This is a genomic window from Streptomyces sp. NPDC001002 (genome assembly GCF_053599215.1).
Window position 1 is genome coordinate 158849 of the sequence record NZ_JBSFLV010000001.1, and the last position, 20961, is coordinate 179809.

The following is a 20961-nucleotide window of genomic DNA, read 5'->3' on the forward strand; positions in this document are numbered from 1 at the left end:
CTGTCACGCGGGCTCACCTGTCGAACAGCACCTCCTGCGCCCCGGCCCCCTCCTCCCAGTCCTCCCCCTCCTCCTCGTCCACCACCTTCCGCAGCCGCTGGTTCCGCATCCCCACGACCACCGCCGTCACGGTCGCCGTCACACCCAGCGCGGCCGGCACCATCCAGCCGCGGTCGATCGCGTGGCCGAGGGCGTGGTCGAGGGAGATCCGGCCCGGGCCCGTGACGGCGAGGCCGGCCGCGGTCAGGCACAGGCTCGCCGCGTACTCGTAGCCGCCGCCCGCCGCGAAGAAGCCGTTCGGGGTGTGCACCGCGGCCGCCCCCGCCATCGCGCCTGCCGCCGCCGCGCCCGCCGCCGGGGTGGCCAGGCCCAGGGCGAGCAACGTGCCGCCGCCCGCCTCGGCGAGGCCCGCCGCCGTGGCGCTGGCCCGGCCGGGCGCGTAGCCCACGGACTCCATGAACTGACCGGTCCCCTCGATGCCGTGCCCCCCGAACCAGCCGAACAGCTTCTGCGCGCCGTGCGCGGCCAGCACACCTCCCGTGCCCAGCCGGAGCAGCAGCAGGCCCAGATCACGTCGGTCGTAGCAGGTCACGATGACTCCCTGTGCGGACGGCAGGAAACAGGTCCCCCTTTCCGTGACTCCGCCGGTCTTCAGCAGAGGCACTCCTCGTGTCTCCAGCTGTCTCCACCGACGGCCCTCCCCGTCTCCCCACCGTCGCACCACTCCCGCCCGGCGGGCCCGTTCGCGCGGCCGTTCGGGTGGCGGTCGTGGGGGAGCGGTGTGAGTCTGCTGGCATGACGATTCAGCCAGCCAAACTCACCGACCCAGCCGTCCGGGCCTTCGTCACCGCCGTCAACGCCCATGACCGGGACGGCTTCCTGGCGTTGCTCGCGCCCGGCGCGACGATGGCGGACGACGGCTCCGACCGGGACCTCGGCGAATGGATCGACCGGGAGATCTTCTCCGCCAACGGTCATCTCGACGTCGACAACGAGTCCCAGGGCGGCCGCGCGCTCCTCGCGAACTACCGCAACGACACCTGGGGCGAGATGCGCACCCGGTGGAGCTTCACGGTCGAGGACGACGGCAGGATCTCGCGGTTCGAGACCGGCCAGGCGTAACGACCGGGCCCGTAATACCGCTTGCCTTCGTGTGCGCTCCAACTCATAGCGTCTGTCGGCATGGAGACCAACAGGACACTCGGCCGCAGCGGTATCGAAGTGAGCGCCCTCGGCTTCGGCTGCTGGGCCATCGGGGGAGAGTGGCAGGATCCCGACGGACAGCCCCTGGGCTGGGGCAAGGTCGACGACGACGAGTCCGTACGGGCGATCCGCCGCGCCCTCGACCTCGGCGTGACGTACTTCGACACCGCCGACACCTACGGCGCCGGGCACAGCGAGCGGGTGCTCGGCCGCGCCCTTGGCAAGCGGCGCGACGACGTCGTGGTCGCCACCAAATGGGGCAACGTCTTCGACGAGGAGACCCGCGTCCTCACCGGCAGTGACGACACTCCGGAGTACGCCCGCCGTGCACTGACCGCCTCGCTGGAACGGCTCGGCACCGATCACATCGACCTCTACCAGCTGCACCTCAGCGACCTCGACCCCGAGCGCGCGGCTGAACTCCGGGACGCCTGCGAGGAGTTCGTGCGCGAGGGGCTGATCCGGGCGTACGCGTGGAGCACTGACGACCCGGCACGGGCCGCCGTGTTCGCCGAGGGGCCGCACTGCGCCGCCGTGCAGCACGCGCTCAACGTGCTCAATGACGCGCCCGACATGCTCGCGCTCTGCGAGGAGTCGGGGCTCGCGAGCGTCAACCGCAGCCCGCTGGCGATGGGTCTGCTCACCGGCAAGCAGCGCGCCGGACGCACCCTCGAAGCCGGCGACATCCGCAACACCCCGCCCGCCTGGCTGACCGGCTTCAAGCAGGGCGCGGGCGCCGACGAGGACTGGGTCGCGCGGGTGGACGCCCTCCGGTCCATCCTCACCAGCGAGGGCCGCACCCCCGCCCAGGGCGCCCTCGCCTGGATCTGGGCGCGCAGCCCGCGGACGGTCCCGATCCCCGGGTTCCGGTCGGTCGAGCAGGCCGAGCAGAACGCGGGCGCCATCGAGAAGGGGCCGCTCACCGCCGGGCAGCTGGCCGAGATCGACCGGATGCTCGGCAGGTGAACGGCCCCTCCAGCAGGGGAGGCTTTCAGTAACCCTGGTTGCCGTACTGGGCGTACTGCTGATCGCCGAACTGCTGCTCCCCGTACGGCTGTTGCTGTGCCGCCTGTGCGAACTGCCCGCCCTGCTCGGTGAGCGTCAGCTGTCCGGCCTTGATGGTCGCCAGGCGCGGGGCGCGGCGGGCGATGGAGGAGTCGTGGGTGACCATGACGAAGGTCAGCCCGTACTCGTGCCACAGGCCCTCCAGCAGGCCCATGATGTCGTCGCGGGTGCCCTCGTCGAGGTTGCCGGTGGGCTCGTCGGCGAGCAGCACCTTCGGCTTCTTCACCAGCGCGCGGGCGATCGCGACGCGCTGCTGCTGGCCGCCGGAGAGCTCGGCGGGGGCGTGGCGCAGGCGGTCGCCGAGACCGACCGAGGCCAGCGCCTCGGCCGCCCGCTCGCGCCGCTCGGCGGGCTTCACGCCGAGTGGCACCAGGGCCGTCTCGACGTTCTCCTGCGCGGTCAGGGTCGGGATGAGGTTGAACGACTGGAAGATGATGCCGACCTTCTCGGCGCGCAGCCGGGTCAGCTTCGCTTCGCTGACGCGCGCGAGGTCGACGCCGTCCAGCTCCACACTGCCCTCGGTCGGCCGGTCCAGACCGCCGATCATCTGCAGCAGCGTGGACTTGCCGCCGCCGGTCGGGCCCTGGATGACGAGCTGGTCGCCGTCCTCGATGGTCAGGTCGATGCCGCGCAGCGCCTCGACGGTCTCCTTGCCGCGCGTGTACCGCTTGCTGACGCCGGTGAGTCTGTACATGGGAACTCCAGGAGGTGTGGCAGGAGGGCGGGAAGAAGGGGGGCGGGGCGCCGCCGCCCGGGGGGAACGGTGGCGGCGCCCCGGCTCGGGGGGTGTTACGACACGCTGCGCAGCGCGTCGGCCGGGCGCATCCGGGAGGCGCGCCAGCCGCCCATGGCGCCGGCGATCAGACCGCCGGTGACCGCCAGGCCCACCGCGAGCGCGATGGTGGTCAGGGAGACCGGGGCGGAGAGGGCGATCTCCATGGTGCTGGCCGTGGACTGCCGGCCGGGGCCGCCGCCACCGGGGCCACCGCCCTGGCCGCCACCGCCGGTGGAGCCGAGCTGCGCGGTCAGCTTGGGGCTGATCGCGGTCACCGTGTAGGCCGCAGCGAGACCCAGGGCGATGCCGAGGCCGCCGCCGATCAGGCCGTTGACCATGGACTCGCCGACCACCTGCCGGGTCACCTTGCGGCTCGGCCAGCCCAGCGCCTTCAGCGTGCCGAACTCGCGCACCCGGCGGGAGACCGCCGAGGAGGTCAGCAGCGCGGCCACCAGGAAGGCCGCGACCAGCACCGCGATCGAGAGCCACTTGCCGACGCTGGTCGCCAGGTCGGAGGCGGTGGACAGCGAGCCGGAGACGGTGGAGGCGAGATCGGCGGAGGTGGTGACCGTCGTACCCGAGATGTTCTTCTGGATCGTCGACTTGACGGTCGAGATCTGCTTCGAGTCGGTCGCCTTGACGTAGATCGTGGTGACCTTGTTCTTCGAGTCGCCCAGCGTCTGCGCCTGCTTCAGCGGCAGGAAGACGTCGGTGGTGGACTCGGAGCTGTCGGGCGTCGCGATCCCGATGACCGTGAACTTGGTGCCGGAGATCTTGAAGGTCGAACCGACCTTGTACTTCTTCTCCTTGGCGTACGACTTGCTGACCACCGCGACCTTGGAGTCGGTCTGCGCGGCGGTGAACGTCTTGCCCGAGGTGATCTTCGACGTGGCGAGCGGGCCGAGGTCCTGGTTGGTGACGTCGATGCCCGCCACCGAGTAGGAGTTGACGTCGAAGGAGGCGCCGCCGCCCTGCACCTGGGGCGGGGCGGTGCTGCCGCTGTTGCCGCCGCCGGGGCCGCCCTGCTGGGAGGAGCCGGAGGTGGAGGACTGCGCCTTGCCCTGGGTGAAGGAACCGTCGACCTTGGTGACGTTCAGGGTGAGTGCACCGACCGCGTCCGAAACGCCCTTCTGCGCCGCGACCTTGGTGACCAGGGAGGACGCGAGGACCTGACCGCCCTGCGTATTGACCCGGTCGGAGCTCTGCGTGGTGCTGCTGCTCGACTTGGCGTCGAAGTTGAACCTCGGGCCCCCGGAGCTGCCGCTGGTGGGGGCGGACTGCGCCTTGGTCACGGTCATGTCCGTGCCGAGGCCGTAGAGCGACTTCAGGACCTTGTCCTGCGCCTGCGTCATGCCGGCCGACACCGAGTTGACGGTGATGACCAGAGCGATTCCGAGCGCCAGACCCAGAGCGATGACCAGAGCCGCTTTCTTTCTCCGGCCCAGTTCGCGCTTGAGATAGATGCCAAACATCCCGTTCCCCAAAGGTTCTTGGCGCCCGCTGTGGGCGCTGCCACAAGGTATGGAGAAACCTTTGAGCCAGGCTGAGTAAAGGATGTGTCAGGGCTGAGAAAGCGGGGTGGGGATTCAAATTTGTATAAGACAGGCAATTCTTATCCTGTAGAGGGTCTACTGCCAGGAAACCCCTGTTGGGTGCGGTGTACGGTCCCGGGATGCACGCTTCCCACCCGCTCTCCCGGCGGACCGCGCTCGGCCTGTGCGCTGCCGCCGCCATTCCGCTCGCCACGGCGACCGACGCGCGCGCCTCGACCGTTGTCGGCGGTGCGCGGCTGGCCCGCGCCGGAATTCAGGGCACAGGTCTGCCCAAGGCGCTCACCGCCAAGCTGACCGCCGCCGCCTGGCTCGTCGCCGACTGTGACAGCGGGGAGGTGCTCGCCGCCCGCGACCCGCACCGGCGGCTCGCGCCCGCGTCCACGCTGAAGATGCTGTTCGCCGACACGGTGCTGAAGAAGTTCGGGCGGACCGAGCGGTACCGGGTGACCGACGCGGACCTGGCCGGCATCCCGTCCGGCTCCAGCCTGGTCGGCGTCAAGCCCGGAATCACGTACACCGTCGAGCAGTTGTGGCAGGGCGTCTTCCTGCGCTCCGGCAACGACGCCGTGCACGTGCTCGCCCACATGAACGGCGGGGTGGCCAAGACGGTGGCCGAGATGCAGGCCAGGGCGGAGGATCTGCAGGCCCTGGACACCCATGTGGTCAGCCCCGACGGCTTCGACCACAAGGGGCAGTTGTCGTCCGCCTACGACCTCACGCTCTTCGCCCGGCACGGCCTCAAGGACGCCGACTTCCGCGCGTACTGCGCCACCAGGGCCGCCGACTTCCCGGCGGGCGGCAAGAAGACGTTCCAGATCCAGAACACCGACCGGCTGCTCACCGGCACGTACGGGGTGAAGACGTACGACGGTCTGATCGGGGTCAAGAACGGTTACACGAGCAACGCGGGCAACACCTTCACCGGCGCCGCCACTCGCGGCGGCCGGACCCTGCTGGTGACGGTGATGCACCCCAAGAGCGGCTACAACGCCGTCTACGAGGAGACGGCCGCGCTGCTCGACTGGGGCTTCGGCAAAGGGAGTTCGGCCCGGGCACTGGGCACGCTGGTCGATCCGCTCAGCGAGGGCGGGACGAAGGCGACCGCGACGCCGGGCGGGAAGTCGGCGCGGGCGGCGGCCGGGGCGCCGGGCTCGGCGGCGGACGGCGGGTCCTCGGCCTGGGGGACGCTGACGGGCGCGGCCGGCGCGGTCGCCCTGCTGGCGGGCGGGGCGTGGGCGCTGCGCAGGCGAAGGGCGGCCGGGGCAACGGGAGTTGAAGGGGCGGCCAAGGCTGCGGAGGGGGACGAGGCGCGTCGCCGCGACTAAGTCTCGCGGCAGCCGTTCCAGGCACCGGTGCGTACCTCACGGTCCCACATGAGGTCCACCCCCACGCGATGCCATGGAACGGCTGCCGCCTCCCCCCTCGGTTTTGGTCTGCGGAAGCCCCGTGCTCCAAGTGTGAAGCTCTTGTGTAGGAGAGTTGAGCATAAGCCCGCCACCGGCCGCAATAGTGCGGACGGTCAAATTCCGCTTGTGCAAGTTGGGGAGTTGGGGCTCGGCGGACGTCCTCAGCCGCGGCCGACGTACGGCATCGTCGTCGCCAGTACGGTCGCGAACTGCACGTTCGCCTCCAGCGGCAGCTCCGCCATGTGCCGCACGGTGCGCGCGACATCGGCCACGTCCATCACAGGCTCGGGCGCGACCTCACCGTTCGCCTGCAACGCGCCGGTCTGCATCCCCGCCGTCATGGCGCTCGCCGCGTTCCCGATGTCGATCTGTCCGACCGCGATCCGGTACGGCCGCCCGTCAAGGGACAGCGACTTGGTGAGGCCGGTCAGCGCGTGCTTGGTCGCCGTGTACGCCACCGACAACGGCCGAGGTGTATGGGCTGAAATAGACCCGTTGTTGATGATCCGCCCGCCCTGCGGCTCCTGCTCCTTCATCAGCCGGTAGGCCGCCTGCGCGCACAGGAACGCCCCGTTGAGGTTGGTGTCCACCACGTGCCGCCAGGCCTCGTACGGCAGCTCCTCCACCGGCACCCCACCGGGACCGAACGTCCCCGCGTTGTTGAACAGCAGGTCCACCCGCCCGAATTGCTCCACGGCCGCCGCGAACAGCGCGTCCACGTCGGCCGGTTGAGAGACATCCGTGTGTACGACGACGGTGGCGCCGTCCGGCACCAGCGCTGCCGTCTCCTCCAGCGTCTCGGCGTGCCGGCCGGCCAGCGCGACGGACCAGCCGGCGTGCAGCAGCTCGACGGCGACGGCCCGCCCGATCCCGGAACCGGCGCCGGTCACCACGGCGATCTTCGATTGCTTGGCATCCATGGGACCGCAGCCTAGGGAACCGGGCGAGGCCGGATGAAGCCCGGCGCGGCCGGATCGCGCGAGGTCACACCCCGCCCGGGTGCCGCGGGATCACGCCTCGTTCGGGTACCGCACCCCGATCCGCTCCCGGATCGCGTCCAGCGTCCGCATCACCGCGAGGGTGCCGTCGATCGGGACGAGCGGGGACTCGGTCTCACCGGCCCGCAGTGCGCGCATGACCTCGCGGGCCTCGTGCTTCAGGCTGTTGCGCGGGCCGTCGGCCGGATCGGCGGTGAACTCCTGCGGGTCACGTCCGTCGCGGTGCAGGACGAAGCGGTCGGGGAAGAAGAAGCCGTCGGGGATGTCGATGCGGCCCAGCGAGCCGGTGACCGAGGCCGAGGTCGCCAGTCCGCCGACGATGGAGCAGTGCACCGAAGCGAGAGCCCCGCTCTCCCAGGTGAGCAGCGCTCCGGTCTGGAGATCGACGCCCTCGTCGGAGAGCACCGCTCGCGCCACCACGTCCGACGGCTCCCCAAGCAGCAACTGCGCGAACGACACCGGGTACACCCCGAGGTCGAGCAGCGAGCCGCCGCCCTGCTCCGGATCGCGCAGCCGGTGCGCGGGCGGGAAGGGCCCGGCGAGCCCGAAGTCGGCCTGGACTGTGCGCACTTCACCGATCGCGCCGTCGTCGACCAGCGCCTTGAGCCGCCGGATCATCGGGTTGCAGTACATCCACATGGCCTCCATCAGGAAGCTCCCGCGCCCCCGCGCAAGGGCGACCAACTCCTCGGCCTCGCCCGCGTTGAGCGTGAACGCCTTCTCGACCAGCACGTTCCGCCCGGCCTCCAGGCACAGCCCCGCGGCCACCCGGTGCGCCGAGTGCGGGGTGGCGACGTACACGACATCGATGTCCTCGTCCGCGGCGAGGGAGCCCCAGTCGCCGTAGGCCCGCTCGATCCCGAACCGCTCCGCGAACGCCTTCGCCGACGCCTCGGTCCGCGAGGCCACCGCGACCACTTCGGCATCCGGCAGATCCACCAGATCCGCCGTGAACGCGGCGGCGATCCCACCGGTCGCCAGAATTCCCCACCGCACGTTCTCCGCCGCCATCTCGCGCCGCCCTCGCTCAGGTGCCCCTCGGTCGCTCACGTGACCCTCGGCACTGTGTACGAGCTGAGAGCATAGGTGTCGGATCACTCGAAGAGGGAGGGGCACATGCCCGAGCAGGGGGCGCCGACGCCGCGCCTGGACCAGACACCGGAACCTGCGGTCGAACCGTCCGACACCGTCCCCGCCCGCCGCACCGGCATCCTCGTCACCGCCCTCCTGGGCGGCCTCACCGCCACGCCCCCGCTGGCGATGGACATGTACCTCCCCTCGCTGCCGGAGGTCACCCGCTCCCTGCACGCGCCCGCCGCGACCGTCCAGCTCACGCTCACCGCCTGTCTGCTCGGCATGGCGCTCGGCCAGCTGGTGGTCGGCCCGATGAGTGACCGCTGGGGCCGCCGCCGCCCGCTGCTCACGGGCCTGGTGGTGTACGTCGTCGCCACCGTCCTGTGCGCCCTCGCGCCGACCGTCGAGGCCCTGGTCGCCTTCCGGCTCGCGCAAGGGCTGGCGGGCGCGGCCGGGATCGTCATCGCCCGCGCGGTGGTCCGCGACCTGTACGACGGCATGGCGATGGCCCGCTTCTTCTCCACCCTCATGCTGATCTCCGGGGTCGCCCCGATCGTCGCGCCGCTGATCGGCGGCCAGATCCTGCGGGTGACGGACTGGCGGGGCGTGTTCGTGGTCCTGACGGTGGTCGGCGTGCTGCTCACCGTGGTCGTGTGGGCGAGGCTGCCCGAGACCCTCGCGCCCGCCGAGCGCCACAGCGGCGGGGTGGGCGAGGCCCTGCACTCGATGCGCCGCCTGCTCGCCGACCTGCCCTTCACCGGCTACATGCTCACCGGCGGCTTCACCTTCGCCGCGCTGTTCGCGTACATATCGGCCTCACCGTTCGTGATCCAGGAGATCTACGGCGCCTCCCCGCAGACGTTCAGCCTGCTGTTCGGCCTGAACTCGGTCGGCCTGGTGATCGTCGGCCAGATCAACGGCAAGGTGCTGGTCGGCCGCGTCGCCCTGGAGAAGGTGCTGGGCGCCGGCCTGCTCGTGGTGATCGCCGCCGCGACCGGTCTGCTGCTCATGTCGACGGGCGTGTTCGGGAAGGTCGGGCTGGTTCCGGTCGCCGCCGCCCTGTTCGTCCTGATGTCGGCCATGGGGGTGACGCTGCCCAACGCCCAGGCGCTCGCCCTGATGCGCACCAAACAGTCGGCGGGTTCTGCATCCGCGCTGCTCGGAACGTCGTCCTTCCTGATAGGCGCGGTCGCCTCGCCGCTCGTCGGGATCGCCGGGGAGCACACGGCCGTCCCGATGGCCGTCGTCCAACTGGCGGCCGCACTGGTGGCGCTGGCCTGCTTCATGGGAATCTGCCGTCCCTGGAACAAACGTACGAGCCCGGAGGGAGCAGGGAGCTGAGCGCACCGAGACTGCGCGACGACACACCGGAACGTGCCGGCCTCGACCCCGAGGAACTCCGTCTGCTCGCCGAAGAGGTCCACGACCTCACCGCCGGGGACCGCCCATGGGCGGCGGGCGCGGTCGTGGTGGCCGGCCGCGGTCCGGTGATCGCGGTGGCGGAGGCGGCGGGCTGGGCGGTCCGCTACAAGTCGTACGACCCGGAAAAGGACAAGGGAGTCGAACTCCCGAGAAGATCCCGCGTCCCGATGACGGTGGACACCCCCTTCGACCTCGCCTCCCTGACCAAACTCTTCACCTCGGTCGCCGCCGTCCAGCAGATCGAACGCGGCACGCTGGGCATCGACGCGCGCGTGGGCGACTACCTCCCGGACTTCCGGGCGGCGGCCAGACACGGCATCACGGTCCGCGAACTCCTCACCCACACATCGGGCCTACGCCCCGAACTCCCGCTCTACGACTGCGCGAACGACGAAGAACGCCTGAACCTCCTCCGCGAGGAACCCCCGATAGGCGTCCCCGGCACGTACACGTACTCGGACCTGAACCTGCTCCTCCTCCAGTACGTCCTGGAACGCATCACGGGCCGCACCCTGGACGTCCTCGTCCACGAGGGCATCACCCGCCCCCTGGGCATGACGTCCACGACCTTCGGCCCCTGCCCCGGCGCCGCCGCGACGGAAGACCAACGACGCCCCTGGGCCAAGGCGGACCGAGGCATGCTCCGAGGAGTGGTCCACGACGAGAACGCGTGGGCCCTCGGCGGAGTAGCCGGCCACGCGGGCCTCTTCTCCACGGCCCGGGACCTGGCGATCTTCGCCCGCACCCTCCTGGCCGGCGGCTCCTACGGCCCCGCCCGCATCCTCGGCCCCGACCTCGTCGAACTCCTCTTCACCCCACCGGGCCTGGGCTTCGCCCTGGACCAACCATGGTTCATGGGCGAACTGTCCGGCCAAGGCGCAGCAGGCCACACGGGCTTCACAGGCACATCCCTGGTCCTCGACCGAGAGACGGACACCTTCGTGGTGTTGCTGGCCAACACGGTCCACCCAAGACGCCGTCCCCCGAACAACACCCCGAGGGCCCGGTTGGCGACGAGATTGGCAAGGGCGGTCAGGTAAGTGGGTTGCGCCCCTTGAACGCCGGTCCGGCTTTGTCTTTTAGCCCGTCCGGCGTTTGAGGACGAGGCCCCTTAAGGGCCGATCGGTGGTTTCAGCCGGCGGAGCCTCTCGCGGGGGCGAGAATAGAATCGCGGGGTGAATGCCCCCGTACCCCCGGCGGAAGCCCTCCGCGCGAGCCTCGCAAGCCTCCTCGACGGCCTCCCGCCCAAGCAGGCGTCCCAAGCAGTGGACCGCCTCATCGCCACCTACCGGGGCACCACCCCCACCCACACCCCCATCCTCCGCGACCGCGCAGACGTAGCCGCCTACGCCGCCTACCGCATGCCCGCCACCTTCGAGGCAGCCCACACAGCCCTCCAAGAACTCGCCGAGGCAACCCCCGACTGGACCCCCACCACCCACACAGACGTAGGCGGCGGCACAGGCGCGGCCACCTGGGCCGTCACCGCCACCTGGCCAGGCCCCCGCAAGATCACCGTCCTCGACTGGGCCGAACCCGCCCTCGCCCTCGGCAAGGAACTCGCCGCCACCAACCCACCCCTCCGCGAAGCCACTTGGCAAAAGGCCCGCATCGGCAAGACCCTCACCCTCACCCCCACCGACCTGATCACCGTCTCCTACGTCCTCAACGAACTGACGGAACAGGACCGCACCGCCCTCATCGACGCCACCGCGGCCGCCGCGCAAGCGGTCGTCATCGTCGAGGCAGGAACCCCCGACGGCTACGCCCGAGTCATCGAGGCCCGCACCCGCCTGGTCGCGGCCGGCTTCCACATCGCCGCCCCCTGCCCGCACAGCGCCCCCTGCCCGATCACCCCGGGCACGGACTGGTGCCACTTCTCGACGCGGGTCAGCCGCTCCTCCCTGCACCGCAAGGTCAAGGGCGGCTCACTGCCGTACGAGGACGAGAAGTTCAGCTACGTGGCAGCGACCCGCTTCCAGCCCGCCGCCCAGGCGCCCGCACCGGCCCGCGTGATCCGCCGCCCCCAGATCCGCAAGGGCCAGGTCCTCCTCGACCTCTGCGAGCCCGACGAACAACTGCGCCGCACGACGGTCACCAAACGCCACGGCGACCTGTACAAGGCGGCCCGGGACGCGGACTGGGGCGACACCTGGCCACCGCACACCGCACAGCCGTAGAAACCACCAGGCCGGTACCGTCGACCCATGGTCAAAAAGCCCACCCCCGACCGCGCCACCCCCGACCGCGCGACCCCCGACGCCACCCGCCGCAGCGACAAGTCCCGGCGGGCGATTCACGAAGCCGCGCTCGCCCTCGTCGCGGAGGTCGGCTACCCGAAGACGACCGTCGAGGGCATCGCCGCGCGGGCCGGTGTGGGCAAGCAGACCATCTACCGGTGGTGGCCGTCGAAGGCGGACGTGCTCCTTGAGGCGTTCCTGGACCTGGGCGAGCAGGCGGCCAGGGCCGCGGGGCAGGAGCCGTACCGCATCCCGGACACCGGAGATCTCGCCGCCGACCTCAAGGCCGTCCTGCGCGCGACCGTCGACGAACTGCTCGACCCCCGCTTCGAGGCACCGGCCCGGGCGCTGGCCGCCGAGGGACTGGTCAACGAGCCGTTGGGCCGGGAGTTCGTCGCCAAGCTCCTTGAGCCCCAACTCCAGCTCTACGTCGACCGGTTGCGCGCCGCCCAGGACGCCGGCGGCGTGCGCGCGGACGTCGATCCCCGGATCGCCCTGGAGCTGTTCGTCTCCCCGCTCGCCCAGCGCTGGCTCCAGCACACGGGCCCGATCTCCTACGCGTACACGGACACCCTCGTCGACTACGCGCTCAACGGTCTCGCGCCGAGGTGACACCCGGTGCCACGCGGTGCCGAGGTGTCGGGACCACCCCAGATGTCGGCTCTGCACCCCCCGGAGCATAGGACGATGGGACCATAAGGCATGCTGTTGGGACGACAGCGAGGCGAGGTGCAGATGAGCGGGGACCGCGCGGACTCGGCCGGCCGGACCGGCCTGCAAGGCAGAATCTCCCAGTGGCTGCGCGGACGCGGGCCCAAGGAGGCCACCGGCGACGGTGGTCGAGAGGCCCTGCTGCTGGCGGCCGCCGGAGCGGGTCTGCCGCTCGCGCCCGCCGCGTACCCGGCCGCCGGCTACGGCTGTTCCTGTGATCGCGTGGGCTGTCCCACCCCGGCGCGGCACCCGGTGTCGTTCGCGTGGCAGACGCAGTCCACCACCGACAAGGCGCAGATCGAGCGCTGGGCCCGGCATCAGCCGCAGGCCAACTTCATCACCGCGACCGGCATGGTGCACGACGTCCTCGACGTGCCGCTGGAGGCGGGCCGCTCCGCGCTGGAGCGGCTGCTCGGCGCCGGCGTCGAGGTCGGGCCCGTAGCCGAGAGCTCCGACGGTCGGCTGCTCTTCTTCACCCTCACCCGCGGCACCCCCGAGGACGAGGACGAGTGGTGGCCGTGCGAGCTGGACTGCCACCCCGAGACGATGGACGAGCACCACGGACTGCGCTGGCACTGCCGCGGGTCCTACGTCCTCGTACCGCCCGCCCGGCTCCCGGGTGACGACGACCGGTCCGTGCACTGGGTACGAGGGCTCGAACACCCGCTGCCCGACCCGCTGAGCCTGCTGGAGACCCTCACCGACGCGTGCGCCCGGTACGCGGGCGAGGAGCCCGACCACGCGAGCGCGGCCTGGCCTTCGCGCCACTGAGCGCTCAACTCCCCTGCGCGGCCGAGCTGTTCAGGACCCCTCGGCCGAAGTCAGCCCCTCCAGACGGGCCATGATCGTCACCTTGCCGCCGCTCTTGGGATCCAGCGCCACCCCGTTGGAGACGAACTCCATGGTGAGCGACTGCTTGATCTCGCCGGTCGTCAGGGCCTGCACATTCGCGTTCGGAGTGGGGATCGAGGTGCCCGCCGCGGCGGTCTCCTTCTCGAAGCGCCGGGTCGTGAAGAACACCAGCGCGCCGCCGTCCTCGGTGCGCAGCGCCAGCGGGGCGTAGTCGCCACTGGTGACCGGCTCGTCGATGTACTGCGTGACCAGGCCCGGCTTCTTCGCCGACTTCGCGCGCTGGGACCGCCACTGGTCGGTGTGCGGGCCGTCGGCGAAGGTCTGCCCGCCGTCCTTCAGGTAGGTCGCGTAGTCGTCGCTCAACTTCCCTGGCGGGACCGTGAGTTCGGTGGAGTTGGCGGGGACCGCCTCGGCCCAGCCGGCCGCGTCCTTCTTGACCTTGGGCAGCGAGCCGGGCGTGATCAGCGTCAGATACGCCACCTGGAATGGCTCGTTGAGATCGTCGCGGGTGAACACCAGCAGCCAGTGCAGGTCTCCGCCCTTGTTGCCCTGCGCCTCGGCGACGAACCAGCGCGGCCAGCCCGCCTTCTTCGGGATCGTGAACGTCGCGTTCGTGAGCGTCAGCGGCGTGTGCGCCGGATTGCCGGACGGGCTGTTGGTGTGACCGGCCTTCAGCCGGGCCGCGTCGATGTCGCCGAGGGCGCCGGTGACATGGTCGGCGTCCAGCGAACTGTCGTAGGCCTTGTCCGCCGCGTTGTACGCGGTCGTGAACTGCTCAAGCGCCTTCGCGGCCTCGGCGCGCGTGGTCGAGGGGAGCACCTCGCGCTCGCCGTGCACCACCACACAACCGCTCGCCGTCAGCGACAAAGCGGTCACCGAGGCCGCTATCAGTACGCGCCGGTCAAGCCTGCGGAGCCTTCGAGGGCCGAGATCCCTGCTCATCAGGTGTCTTCACCTTCCCCTTCCCGGAGGCGAACCCTACCGGGGCGAAGAAGAGCGCGAGCGTCGGGACCAGGTACAGCAGCCACACCGTGACCTGGAGGACGGTCGGGTCCGGCTGGAAGTTGAGGACGCCCTTGAGGAGGGTGCCGTACCAGCTGTCCGGCGGGATCGTGTTGCTGATGTCGAAGGCCAGGTTCGTCAACCCCGGGACCCAGTCCGCCTCTTGGAGGTCGTGGAAGCCGTACGCAAGCACGCCCGCCGCGACGACGACCAGCATGGCGCCGGTCCAGGTGAAGAACTTGGCCAGGTTGATCTTCAGGGCGCCGCGGTAGAAGAGCCAGCCGAGGAAGACGGCGGTGGCGAGGCCGAGCGCGACGCCGACCAGCGGGCGCGGAGTGCCGTCGCTCGCCGCGTGCACCGACGCCCACACGAACAGGGCGGTCTCCAGGCCCTCGCGGCCGACGGCGAGGAACGCGGTGGCCACCAGCGCGCCGGTGCCCATCGCGAGGGCCGCGTCCAGCTTGCCGTGCAGCTCGGACTTCAGGTGCCGGGCGGTGCGCCGCATCCAGAACACCATCCACGTCACCAGGCCGACGGCGAGGATCGACAGCGAGCCGCCGAGCGCCTCCTGCGCCTCGAACGTCAGCTCCTGGGAGCCGAATTCGAGCGCGCAGCCGAAGCCCATCGCGATGAGCACGGCGACGGCGATGCCGATCCAGATCGGCTTCAGGGCGTCCCTGCGGTCCGTCTTGACCAGGTAGGCGATCAGGATGCAGACGACGAGACTGGCTTCCAGTCCCTCGCGCAGACCGATCAGGTAGTTGGAGAACACGCGTCAGGCCTCCTTGGAGAACAGCGTGCTGCCCCACCAGTCGTCCTTGTCGCGGACGCCCGGCGGGACGGCGAAGACCGCCGAACCCACGTGCTGGATGTACTCGTTGAGGGCGTCCGTCGCCGACAGGTTCCGCTGCAGGGGGATGAACCCCTTGCGGACGTCCCGCTGGTAGGCGAGGAAGAACAGGCCCGCGTCCAGTCGGCCGAGGCCGTCGGTGCCGTCGGTGAAGGAGTAGCCCCGGCGCAGGATGGTGATCCCGTGGTTGGAGTCGGGGTGCGCGAGCCGGACGTGCGCGTCCGGTTTCATCGCCTTCAGGAACGGCGGGTCGTGCTCCTTGGCCTTGCCGACCGCGGCGCCCTCGCCCTTGTCCCGGCCGAAGATGTCCTCCTGCTCCTGCAGCGAGGTGCGGTCCCAGGTCTCGATGTGCATCCGGATCCGCCGGGCGACCAGATACGAACCCCCGGTCATCCAGGCCGAGTTGTCGTCCCCGTCACCGTCGGCCACCCACACGAACTTCTTCAGCCGGTCCGTCTCGGTGCCCGCGATGTTGCGGGTGCCGTCCTTGAACCCCATCAGGTTGCGTGGGGTCTGCGCGTTCGGCGTGGTCGAGGACGTCTTGCCGAAACCCAGCTGCGACCAGCGGATGTTGACCGCGCCGAAGCCGATCCTGGCCAGGTTGCGGATCGCGTGCACGGCGACCTGCGGGTCGTCCGCGCAGGCCTGGATGCACAGGTCCCCGCCGGTACGGGTCTTGTCGAGGTTGTCGCCGGGGAACTGCGGCAGGTCCGCCAGCGCGGCGGGCCGCCGACCGGCGATGCCGAACTGCTCGCCGAACTTCTCGAACAGCGACGGACCGAAGCCGATCGTCAGCGTCAGCCGCGAGGGCTTGAGGCCCAGCGCCTCGCCGGTGTCGTCCGGCGGCGCCTCGGCGAGACCGCCGTACGCGCCGTCCCCGACCGCCTTCCCGGACGTCATCCTTCGTGCGGCCTCGGTCCAGTCCTTCAGCATCCGCACGAACTCGGCGCGGTCCTCGGTCTGTACGTCGAACGCGGCGAAGTGCAGCCGGTCCTGCACCGGAGTGGCGATACCCGCCTGGTTGGCGCCGTGGAAGCCGACCGCCGCGCCCGTCTCGGCGGCGGCCGGGTCCATGTCGTCGCCGGAGCGGACGGCCGCGACCGCGCCGCCGGCCACGGCGGCGCCGAGCGCGAGCCCGGCACCGCCCCAGCCGATCAGCGAACGGCGCGAGGGCGCTTTCGAGTCGGCGGCCCCGGTGGCTGCTTCCTGCGTGTCCGTCATGGTCGGTCCCTTACTTCACGACGGTGGCGGCGAGCTTGGAGAGCGGTTCCGCGAGGGCGTTGACCGCGTCCGACAGCTCCTTCTGCTTGGGCTTGGTGACCGTGGCGTACGAGACGAAGCCGTTGTACGCCTTGTCGTGCGGGCTGTCCGAGCGGTACCTGTCCAGCAGCGTGTTGAGCGAGGCGAACTGCTTGTCCAGCTCGGTGGTGAGGGCCGCGTCGTTCTTCTGCGCGACCGGCTTGAGCAGCTCGTACGCCTTCTGCGCGCCGTCGACGTTGGCCTTGAAGTCGCTCAGGTCGGTGTGCGAGTAGCGGTCCTCCTCGCCGGTGACCTTGCCGGTGGCGACCTCGTCGAGCAGCTCCTTGGCGCCGTTGGCCATGGAGGTCGGGGTGATCTCGGCCTTGCCGACCCGCTTCTGCCAGTCCTTCAGGTCGGTGAGCAGCTCATCGGCGAGGGCCTTCTGCTCGGTGCCGATCTTCTTGTCCTCCCACAGCGCCTTCTCCAGCGCGTGCCAGCCGGTCCACTTCTGGCCCTTCTCCAGGCCGTCGGCGCGGGTGTCGGTCTTGGGGTCGATGTCCCCGAACGACTCGGCGATCGGCTCGGTGGTCTCCCAGCCGACGCGGGAGGGGGCATAGGCGTTCTGGGCGGCGGTGAGGTCGCCCGCCTTGATGGCGTTGACGAAGGTCTCCACCTTCGGGATCGTCGTGTCGGCCTCGTTCTGCGCGTACTCGCGGTAGGCGGCGACGGCCGCGTCCAGCTTCGGGTCGCGCTTGGCGACCGAGCCGCCGGTGACGGTGAGCTTCTGCCGGACGCCGTGCCCCTTCATCCCGGGCCGGCAGGCGATCTCGTACGACCCGGCCTTCACCTCGGCGGTGAGCGTGTACTTCGTCCCCGGCCCGATGTTCTCCTTCTCGGAGACGATCCGGTCGTCCGGGAAGAGGATCTCCACCTCGGTCGCCTTGGAGCCCTTGTTCTCGATCTTCAGGGTCACCTGACCGGCCGCCACCGACTTGACGGAGGTGTCGCACTTGGAGTCGGCGGCGGTCACCTGGATCGCGTCGTCACCGTCGCCCGAGCTTTTCTCGGTGCAGCCGGTGACGGCGGCGAGGGCCGCGGCGGTGGCGACTGCGGTGACGGCGGAGAGTCTGACGGCTCGCATGCAGGCTCCTGAGGATGGCGAAAAATCGCGTGTCGGGGCTCACACTGGGATGGTGAGGCTCGCCTAACTTAACTGAGCCTTGCCTGCGTGATACCCACCCATGCGGTGATTCAGCTCTCATGGCAGACCCAGGGGCACGGGCCGATCACGGTGACCTAAAACGGACCCCAAGAAACCTTCAAAGGAACTTCAAAGGGTTCGCTTCGGGGTGATCAGGACCGCGTCCGTACGCGGGTGTTGAAGGACCTCGACGGCCTGGTCGTAGACCCGTGACAGCAGTCGCTCGGTGAAGACCTCGGCGGGCGGGCCGTCCGCCGCGACCCGTCCGGCGCACAGGATCGCGACCCGGTGCGCGTAGGCGGCGGCGAGCCCCAGATCGTGCAGGACGACGACCACGGCGTCCCCTGCCTCGGCCCGCTCCCGGCACAGCCGCAGCACCAGCTCCTGGTGTTTCAGATCGAGCGCGGCGGTCGGCTCGTCGAGCAGCAACAGCGGGGCGCGCTGGGCGAGTACACGCGCGAGAGCGACCCGGGCGCGCTCACCGCCGCTGAGCGCGTTGAAGGGCCGCGCGGCGAACGCGGTCACCTCGGTACGGCCCATCGCGTCGGCGACGGCCCAGTCGTCCTCGGCGGGCGCGGCGGCGTGTGGCGCGCGGCCCATCCGCACGACCTCCTCCACCGTGAACGGAAAGGAGAGCGTCGCCGACTGGGGAAGTACCGCCCGACGCAGGGCGAGTTCGGGGGTGGTCCACTCGGAGGTGGGCCGGCCGTCGATACGGACAGTGCCGGCGGTCGACGGCAAGTCGGCAGCCAGAGCGCCCAACAGGGTGGACTTTCCCGCCCCGTTGGGCCCCACCAGCGCAAGGATCTCCCCGGCCCGCGCCTGCACATCAACACCATGCAGAACCTCACGGCCCCCGAGCCGAACGTGAAGCCCCACGGCCTCGGCGAGCACGTCTCCGGGTTCGGCGGGGGCGGGCGGGGTGGGGCGGGGGCGCAGGAGTCTCAAGGCCGGGGTCCTTGGGTGTCGTGGTCGCGGTGGGTGCCGCACCGGCGGAGCGTGTCGTCGTGACCAGGCTCTGTGGTGGCAGGGGGAGTTGCCGCGGTGGCGAAGGCCGGCAAGGCGGCGAGGAACGAACGGAGGGCGGGGAGGGGGTGCTGGGGTCGGTTGAGGGACGGCCCGGCGGAAGGCGTGGGGTGAGGCCGGTCGGGTCCGGGTCGCAGGGCGCCGGCGTATCGCTCGGCCAGGACACCGGCGTATCTCATGACGTGCCCGTGCCTCATGCCCAACCCCCTTGTCTGCGCCGTGTTCTGAGGAGCAGCCAGAAGAAGAACGGGCTGCCTAGGAGGGCGGTGAGGACGCCCAGGGGGAGTTCCGCGGGAGCCGCGATCGTGCGGGCCGTGAGGTCGGCCGCCAGGAGGACCAGCGCGCCGAGCAGGGCGCTGCCGGGGACGAGGAAGCGGTGGCCGGGGCCCGCCGCCATGCGCAGCAGGTGCGGGACGACCAGGCCGACGAAGCCGATGATGCCGGAGACGCTGACCGCGGCCGCGGTGAGCAGGGCGATCAGCAGGACCAGCGTCAGGCGCAGTCTCTCCACGTCCACGCCGAGGTGCCTGGCCGGGCGTTCGCCGAGTGCGAGGAGGTCCAGGCGGCGGGAGAACAGGGGCGCGAGGGTCAGGCCGATCGCCGCGCACGGCAGTACCGCGAGCACTTTCGGCCAGGTCGCCTGGGAGAGCGAGCCGAGCTGCCAGAACGTGATCTGGTTGACGGCCGCGGTGTCCGCGAAGAAGAGGAACAGGCCGATCAGCGCACCCGCGAAGGCGTTCAGCGCGATGCCGGTCAGGATCAGCGTCACGACCTCCGTACGGCCGCCGGAGCGCGAAGTCGCGTACACGAGCAGGACCGTGCCGAGCCCGGCGACGAAGGCGAACACCGAAACCGTCCACGTGCCAAGGAAGTTGAGCCCGAACGCGATCACCGCGACCGCGCCCACCGCCGCGCCGGACGAGATGCCGATGACCCCGGGCTCGGCGAGCGGATTGCCGAACACGCCCTGCATCAGCGCCCCGGCACACCCCAGCGAGGCACCCACCAGCAGCGCGAGCACGATCCGCGGGAAACGTACGTTCCACAGGACCGACTCCGGTACGCGGTCCAGGGCCGCGCCCCCGAGCCCGATCCGGTGCTGCACGGAGGAGAGGACGTCACCGACGGGGATCGGGTACGCGCCGAGCCCGGCGGCGACGGGAACGAGGACGAGCAAAGCGACGACCAGACCCACGGTCAGGATCCACGCGGTACTGCGTCTGCCGCGGCGCGCCGGAGCGGAGCTCTCCGTCACCAACCGCTTGTCGAGAAGGGTCACTTGGCGCCGCCCCCGTCCCCGACACTGTCCCCGCCGCCGTACAGCTGGTCGACTATCGACTTCAGCACCTGATCGGTACGCGGCCCGTAATTGAGCAGCACGCCGTCCTCGATCGACACGACCCGGCGGTTCATGCCGGCCGGGGTCTGGGCCACGCCCGGGATCTTCACCAGGCCGTCCATCCCCCCGACCGACTCAAGTCCCTTGGTCATGACGAGGATCGCGTCCGGCGCGGCCTTGGCGAGCGCCTCCGTGGTGATCGCGGTGAAGTCCTTCTCCAGTCCCGACTCGGCGCCCGCGTCGACCGCCCCGGCCGCCTCCAGGAGCGAGGTCGCGCCCGAGCCCTTGCCGCCGATGAGATAGACGGAAGCCGAGCCACGCAGATAGAGGAAGGCGACCCGCGGCTTGTCCTTGTCCGCCGCAGGCGCCGGAACTGCCTTCTGCACGGCGGCAATTCGCGCCTCGGAACGCTCCGTCAGCTCCTTCCCCGCGGCCGGTACACCGAGCGCGTCCGCGACGGCCCGGATGCGCGGGCCGACGTCGTCGAGCCCCTGGGCCGGGTCGACGACCAGCACCGGGACACCGGCGGCACGGATCTGCCCCATCGCCTCCTCCGGTCCCGTCGTGGCCTCGGTGAGCACCAGATCCGGCTTCAGCGACAGCACGCTCTCCGCGGAGACGTCGTGGTTGCGGGTGACGACCGGAAGCTTCGCCGCCTGCTGGAAGGTCGCGGTGATGTCCCGGGCCACGACCCGGTCGCCGAGCCCGAGCGTGAACACGATCTCGCTGAGACTGCCGGAGAGCGGCACGATGCGCCGCGCGTCGGAGACGGTCACCTTTTTCCCGTCGGCCGAGGTGACGGTCACCGGGAGGTCGGGCTCCGGGGTGCCGGCCAGCGGCTCCACCCGGTTGGCCGCCGTGGTCGTAGCCGCCGCCGGGGTTTCGCTGTCACCCCCTCCACAACCGGTCGCGGTGAGCGTGAGGGCGAGCACGGAGACCAGTGCTCCTGCCAGTCGAGTGCGCAAGCGTCGCACGGTCCCGTCGTTCCTTCCGGTTCACGCCCGG

Annotated in this window: 20 protein-coding genes; 8 read left to right on the forward strand and 12 right to left on the reverse strand. The window is 70.8% G+C overall.

Features of this window, described 5'->3' with window-relative positions; all coding sequences use genetic code 11:
* Positions 1-13 precede the first annotated feature (13 nt).
* Positions 14-592, reverse strand: coding sequence for a DoxX family protein (locus tag ACWDR3_RS00755; protein WP_450349649.1), 579 nt, complete (start codon positions 590-592; stop codon positions 14-16).
* 203 nt (positions 593-795) lie between these two features.
* Here ACWDR3_RS00755 and ACWDR3_RS00760 point away from each other — a divergent pair, with 203 nt between their 5' ends.
* Positions 796-1122, forward strand: a complete 327-nt coding sequence (locus ACWDR3_RS00760) for a nuclear transport factor 2 family protein (protein WP_450349650.1) — start codon at positions 796-798, stop codon at positions 1120-1122.
* 60 nt (positions 1123-1182) lie between these two features.
* The gene (locus ACWDR3_RS00765; protein WP_450349652.1) at positions 1183-2169 is read left to right on the forward strand and encodes an aldo/keto reductase; all 987 of its coding nucleotides are present in this window, start codon (positions 1183-1185) and stop codon (positions 2167-2169) included.
* 25 nt (positions 2170-2194) lie between these two features.
* On the opposite strand, the gene ACWDR3_RS00770 is transcribed toward ACWDR3_RS00765, so the two are convergent.
* Together ACWDR3_RS00770 and ACWDR3_RS00775 are read right to left on the reverse strand one after the other, a co-directional pair.
* Positions 2195-2962: an ABC transporter ATP-binding protein gene (locus tag ACWDR3_RS00770; RefSeq protein WP_450349653.1), complete on the reverse strand. Its 768-nt coding sequence runs from the start codon at positions 2960-2962 to the stop codon at positions 2195-2197.
* 95 nt (positions 2963-3057) lie between these two features.
* Positions 3058-4515 carry an ABC transporter permease gene (locus ACWDR3_RS00775; RefSeq protein ID WP_450349655.1) on the reverse strand — a complete coding sequence of 486 codons (1458 nt, stop codon included), beginning with the start codon at positions 4513-4515 and terminating at the stop codon, positions 3058-3060.
* Between the two features lie 200 nt (positions 4516-4715).
* Here ACWDR3_RS00775 and ACWDR3_RS00780 point away from each other — a divergent pair, with 200 nt between their 5' ends.
* Complete coding sequence (locus ACWDR3_RS00780) at positions 4716-5921, forward strand: D-alanyl-D-alanine carboxypeptidase family protein (RefSeq protein ID WP_450349657.1); 1206 nt, start codon at positions 4716-4718, stop codon at positions 5919-5921.
* 242 nt (positions 5922-6163) lie between these two features.
* Here the strand turns inward: ACWDR3_RS00780 and ACWDR3_RS00785 are convergent, their stop codons facing one another.
* Positions 6164-6922 carry an SDR family oxidoreductase gene (locus tag ACWDR3_RS00785; protein WP_450349659.1) on the reverse strand — a complete coding sequence of 253 codons (759 nt, stop codon included), beginning with the start codon at positions 6920-6922 and terminating at the stop codon, positions 6164-6166.
* A 90-nt stretch (positions 6923-7012) separates the two neighbouring features.
* The gene (locus ACWDR3_RS00790; protein WP_450349661.1) at positions 7013-8011 is read right to left on the reverse strand and encodes a Gfo/Idh/MocA family protein; all 999 of its coding nucleotides are present in this window, start codon (positions 8009-8011) and stop codon (positions 7013-7015) included.
* Positions 8012-8116: 105 nt separating this feature from the next.
* On the opposite strand from ACWDR3_RS00790, the gene ACWDR3_RS00795 reads away from it, so the two are divergent.
* The 5 genes from ACWDR3_RS00795 to ACWDR3_RS00815 all read left to right on the forward strand — a co-directional run bounded on the left by ACWDR3_RS00795 (position 8117) and on the right by ACWDR3_RS00815 (position 13218).
* A complete protein-coding gene (locus ACWDR3_RS00795; protein ID WP_450349662.1) occupies positions 8117-9415 on the forward strand; it encodes a multidrug effflux MFS transporter in 1299 nt (432 codons plus the stop codon).
* Complete coding sequence (locus ACWDR3_RS00800; RefSeq protein WP_450349805.1) at positions 9367-10536, forward strand: serine hydrolase domain-containing protein; 1170 nt, start codon at positions 9367-9369, stop codon at positions 10534-10536. The genes ACWDR3_RS00795 and ACWDR3_RS00800 overlap by 49 nt, the downstream gene beginning before the upstream one ends.
* A 135-nt stretch (positions 10537-10671) precedes the next feature.
* Positions 10672-11676, forward strand: a complete 1005-nt coding sequence (locus ACWDR3_RS00805; protein WP_450349663.1) for a small ribosomal subunit Rsm22 family protein — start codon at positions 10672-10674, stop codon at positions 11674-11676.
* Between the two features lie 27 nt (positions 11677-11703).
* Entirely contained in the window at positions 11704-12348 is a 645-nt protein-coding gene (locus ACWDR3_RS00810; RefSeq protein WP_450349665.1) for a TetR/AcrR family transcriptional regulator, read from the forward strand.
* Positions 12349-12471: 123 nt separating this feature from the next.
* Entirely contained in the window at positions 12472-13218 is a 747-nt protein-coding gene (locus ACWDR3_RS00815) for a bifunctional DNA primase/polymerase (protein WP_450349806.1), read from the forward strand.
* Positions 13219-13248: 30 nt separating this feature from the next.
* Here the strand turns inward: ACWDR3_RS00815 and ACWDR3_RS00820 are convergent, their stop codons facing one another.
* From ACWDR3_RS00820 to ACWDR3_RS00850, 7 genes are all read right to left on the reverse strand, one after another.
* Positions 13249-14241, reverse strand: a complete 993-nt coding sequence (locus ACWDR3_RS00820) for a hypothetical protein (RefSeq protein WP_450349667.1) — start codon at positions 14239-14241, stop codon at positions 13249-13251.
* Positions 14201-15073, reverse strand: coding sequence for an iron uptake transporter permease EfeU (efeU, locus tag ACWDR3_RS00825; protein WP_450349668.1), 873 nt, complete (start codon positions 15071-15073; stop codon positions 14201-14203). The genes ACWDR3_RS00820 and efeU overlap by 41 nt, the downstream gene beginning before the upstream one ends.
* Positions 15074-15076: 3 nt before the next feature.
* On the reverse strand, positions 15077-16372 hold the full coding sequence (gene efeB, locus ACWDR3_RS00830) for an iron uptake transporter deferrochelatase/peroxidase subunit (protein ID WP_450349670.1): 1296 nt from the start codon (positions 16370-16372) through the stop codon (positions 15077-15079).
* Positions 16373-16382: 10 nt separating this feature from the next.
* Positions 16383-17531 carry an iron uptake system protein EfeO gene (gene efeO, locus ACWDR3_RS00835; protein ID WP_450349672.1) on the reverse strand — a complete coding sequence of 383 codons (1149 nt, stop codon included), beginning with the start codon at positions 17529-17531 and terminating at the stop codon, positions 16383-16385.
* Positions 17532-17720: 189 nt separating this feature from the next.
* Positions 17721-18539, reverse strand: a complete 819-nt coding sequence (locus ACWDR3_RS00840) for a heme ABC transporter ATP-binding protein (RefSeq protein ID WP_450349674.1) — start codon at positions 18537-18539, stop codon at positions 17721-17723.
* A gap of 271 nt (positions 18540-18810) precedes the next feature.
* A complete protein-coding gene (locus ACWDR3_RS00845; RefSeq protein WP_450349675.1) occupies positions 18811-19896 on the reverse strand; it encodes a FecCD family ABC transporter permease in 1086 nt (361 codons plus the stop codon).
* Positions 19893-20921 carry a heme/hemin ABC transporter substrate-binding protein gene (locus ACWDR3_RS00850; protein WP_450349676.1) on the reverse strand — a complete coding sequence of 343 codons (1029 nt, stop codon included), beginning with the start codon at positions 20919-20921 and terminating at the stop codon, positions 19893-19895. Before ACWDR3_RS00850 ends, ACWDR3_RS00845 begins: the two co-directional genes overlap by 4 nt.
* Positions 20922-20961 lie beyond the last annotated feature (40 nt).